Genomic DNA, 3,686 nt, shown 5'->3' with positions numbered 1-3,686 from the left:
CAACAGCACATCCACTAGCGGCGTGCGATCTTCTTCATTTATCTCTGGCAGTTTCGGTTTAGGCGAGTTCATAGAATATATTGTAAAACAACTTTTAAATAATTGCCTGTGGATAATGAGAAGTTACCTCAAGTCGCTGCACGCGTACAATCAGCTGACTGGATGGGGCTAGAAATTAGCGGTTTTTTCTGTGATGAAAATGGCACAATTAAAGGCCTCAATAAATTAGGCGACTTAAACCAACTGATAGACTATGTTGAAAAACATAATATCGATCAAGTTTGGCTGACCTTATCCTTAAAAGACATGGATAAAATTGAAACAATCTGCCACCAGCTGCACTCTGTATCTGTAGAGGTCCTATTAATTCCCGATATTAGCAGTCTACTTTTACTCAATCACTCTATTTCACAAATCGATGGCATGCCCGTTATTCACATGTCAAGCTCACCCATAAAAGGCACCAACGCGATTATCAAATGGCTAGAAGACAAGCTATTATCCACCTTTATCTTATTGCTTATTAGCCCAATAATGCTGCTGATTGCCTTAGCTGTTAAATTGAGCTCGCCGGGGCCCGTATTTTACCGCCAAGAACGAATTAGCTGGAATGGTACCCGGTTTCAGATGCTAAAATTTCGCTCTATGTCAGTGAATAGTGATCAAGAGCTTATTTGGGGGAAGGCACAAAATAAACGTCTTACACGAGTGGGCAAGTTCCTACGAAAAACCAGTTTAGATGAACTCCCGCAATTTATTAATGTACTCAAAGGCGATATGTCTATCGTTGGCACAAGTTAACGGCTGGCGTGGCGATACCTGCCTAAAAACTCGAGTAAAATACGACTTATACTATATTGAAAATTGGTCCCTCTGGTTTGATTTAAAAATTATTTTTATGACTTTGTTTAAAGCACTTAACCATGGAGACATGCACTAAGGAACTAGCCCTTCTATTCCCTAACCCATCAATTTTAATACACCAATAACAAGCCCAGCCACGCCAATTAATACACCAAAACTCCAACGCATTTGCAGCTTAATTTCTTGGTGTATATCCATAATTGCTTGCCCTTGCTTCTCAAATTGCTTATCTATTTGTTCAAACCGATTAATCGATTCTTCCCGCATTTGCTCAAAACGCTTATTCATTTCCAGTTGCATCGCTTCAAAACGTTTGTCAACTTGCTCAAAACGCTTATTCATTTCCAGTTGCATCGCTTCAAAACGTTTGTCAACTTGCTCAAAACGTTTATCAACTTGTTCAAAACGTTTATCCATTTGTTCAAAACGTTTATCCATTTGTTCAAAACGCTTATCCATAGCCTTAAAGCCTTCTAGCATTAATTCACGTTGATGCTTTAGCTCCTCCTCAACCCTGATTGTTCTTTCTCGCAAATCAATCTCATAACGTATATTTCCATTCTTAAGCTCAGGCGTATTTTCAATTGCTTTTTCAACTATGCTTTGAATTATCTCAATATCTTCTTGCGCTAAAGCCATAATATAAACCTAACAATATATTTTTTTAATTTTTTATAGTATACCAAAATACAAATTCTATTGTTAAGACTGGTTTAGCCCAGATGTAAATGTTCACAATCCTTCCTAAATTTCATATAAATATCGTCACCCCCGAAATCTATAAAAGAGGCGTGAGCGGTTACATTCGAGCCTACAACGCATGATGACCTCAAGGAAACCTCAATGCGCTTGCATATGCTTATCAATAAATGCTTTTATCTTATGCTTAAAAATAGCACTATCAAATTGCTGCGCATGCAGCCTGATTCGCTCAGAAGAAAAGGCTTGATAATTTTCTTCAAACTTATGGATTGCGCCATTTAAAGCACTAACATCGGGGACATCAAAAAGTACCCCCGTCTCTCCATCAATAACCGTATCTAGTGCACCGCCTTGAGCAAGCGCAATAACCGGCCGACCACTCGCCATTGCTTCGACAGGTACCATACCAAAATCTTCCACACCAGGAAAAATTAATGCCTGACATTGAGCATAATGTTGCTTAATCACGTCAAAGCTTTGATATCCTAAAAACTGAATATTACCCTCTGCTATGCTCTTCAAACTGGCCAATTCAGAGCCCGCACCAATAATCACTAAACGCTTACCATTTTGATTAAACGCCTCAACCGCTAACCGGATATTTTTATAAGCAACCAGCTGACCGACTATTAAATAATAATCCTCAACTTTCTCCGCTATATAAAAGTCTGCAATATTAATAGGAGGATAAATCACTTCACTATCGCGGCGATAAAACTTACTAATACGTTTTTTTACAAAAGATGAATTAGCAATAAAATGATCCACGCGAAACGAACTAGCTAAATCCCACAAACGTAAACGATGCAGCAAGAATGGCATGACTAATTTCTTTAGTAAGGAACTATGCTGATAATAATCGTGATACATATCCCACACATAACGCATCGGGCTATGGCAGTAACAAATATGTACGCTATTGGGTGACGTAATCACCCCTTTCGCGGGACCTGATTCACTCGATAAAATTAAATCATATGCTCTTAAATCCAATTGCTCTAAAGCAAATGGCATTAAAGGAAGGTAGGATTGATATAATTTATTAGCTTTAGGCAATTTTTGAATAAAAGTCGTCCCTTTAATGCGCCGAGCTATTTTTTCCGAGACAGCTTGCTCATCAAATACATGCGTATAAATATCCGCATGGGGGTACAAATCAAGTAACGCCTCGACAACTTTCTCGCCCCCACGCATATTAACCAACCAATAGTGAATGATAGCGACTTTCATAATGCGTTTTTCCTTGTTTAATAGCCAACACTTTAAAAACCAGTCTCATGGTTGGCGGCTGACAATCTATATAAGCGTCGCCCATCGCAACACTCAGCTTTCACTGCTCATACTAAGTTTAACGAAACATCTTGTGCATCAAAATCCGTGGCTAAAATCTCAATGCTTTCCGAACATTCATTACTAACCCACGGCAAAGCACGACGCAATGACTTTTTTCAAACAAGATCTTATCCATTTATTCCACCTTGCTCTTAAATTCTATATTAAGACTATAAGCTTAGGTATCCACTTTGCAATAAGAGGCGGAACTATTTCGACTTACATCTTTTTGTATTTATATGATACCTATGACACATAAGGAATAAAGTTTTATAATTTACAGTATGCCTAATTATTTTTATCGCAAAGCTCCTGCCCCCTTCCTCGAAAATGTTATACTACTGCGCTCATTTTCTTAAAAAAACAACTCAGATCTACAATCAAAACTAACGTTAATGACGAGCACCTTAGCCTACGTAACTCAAATATCAAACCCTTATGCTTCGTATAGAGCACACGTTAGTGCTTGCCCAGTGAAAAACCAATAAAAACACCTAATGCCTAATATGTTCAAAAGCTTGTGGCACTATCGTCACTTTGTCCTAAGCTCTATTCGTAACGATCTCGTTAGTCGTTTTGCACGCAGCAAACTCGGTGGCTTATGGGTGATTATCAACCCATTATCCCAAGTTTTAATTTATGCGCTTATTCTCTCCAATATACTAACGGTGTCCGACATTTTATTACAGATATGCCATCAAAACAGGTCGGAGCTTGCGCTCAAAGAGCCATGTGGCGCTTTTCTTTAGGAAATTGTTTTTTAAGAACCGCCAAGCTTGTTTGGTAAT

The 3,686-nt window shown here is 38.4% G+C and carries 2 protein-coding genes and 2 pseudogenes; 2 read left to right on the top strand and 2 right to left on the bottom strand.

The window, feature by feature from the left end; all coding sequences use genetic code 11:
- Positions 1 to 108 precede the first annotated feature (108 nt).
- Positions 109 to 940, top strand: a pseudogene (locus BQ7314_RS09745) (sugar transferase).
- A gap of 20 nt (positions 941 to 960) precedes the next feature.
- On the opposite strand, the gene BQ7314_RS09740 reads toward BQ7314_RS09745, so the two are convergent.
- Both BQ7314_RS09740 and BQ7314_RS09735 read right to left on the bottom strand, forming a co-directional pair.
- Positions 961 to 1,503, bottom strand: a complete 543-nt coding sequence (locus tag BQ7314_RS09740; protein WP_174483515.1) for a hypothetical protein — start codon at positions 1,501 to 1,503, stop codon at positions 961 to 963.
- A gap of 201 nt (positions 1,504 to 1,704) precedes the next feature.
- The gene (locus BQ7314_RS09735) at positions 1,705 to 2,796 is read right to left on the bottom strand and encodes a glycosyltransferase (RefSeq protein WP_174483514.1); all 1,092 of its coding nucleotides are present in this window, start codon (positions 2,794 to 2,796) and stop codon (positions 1,705 to 1,707) included.
- Positions 2,797 to 3,395: 599 nt separating this feature from the next.
- Here BQ7314_RS09735 and BQ7314_RS15835 point away from each other — a divergent pair.
- Positions 3,396 to 3,563 (top strand): annotated as a pseudogene (locus tag BQ7314_RS15835) (ABC transporter permease); the annotation flags it as partial.
- Positions 3,564 to 3,686: the final 123 nt, after the last annotated feature.

The organism is methanotrophic endosymbiont of Bathymodiolus puteoserpentis (Logatchev), assembly GCF_900128525.1.
GTDB lineage: Bacteria > Pseudomonadota > Gammaproteobacteria > Methylococcales > Methylomonadaceae > Methyloprofundus.
Note: the sequence above shows the minus strand (reverse complement) of the source record. Positions and strands in the feature narration are given on the sequence as shown.

Coding starts and splice junctions, on each gene's coding strand:
- BQ7314_RS09740 (WP_174483515.1), bottom strand. CDS start 1,503: ATGGCTTTAGCGCAAGAAGATATTGAGATAATTCAAAGCATAGTTGAA.
- BQ7314_RS09735 (WP_174483514.1), bottom strand. CDS start 2,796: ATGAAAGTCGCTATCATTCACTATTGGTTGGTTAATATGCGTGGGGGC.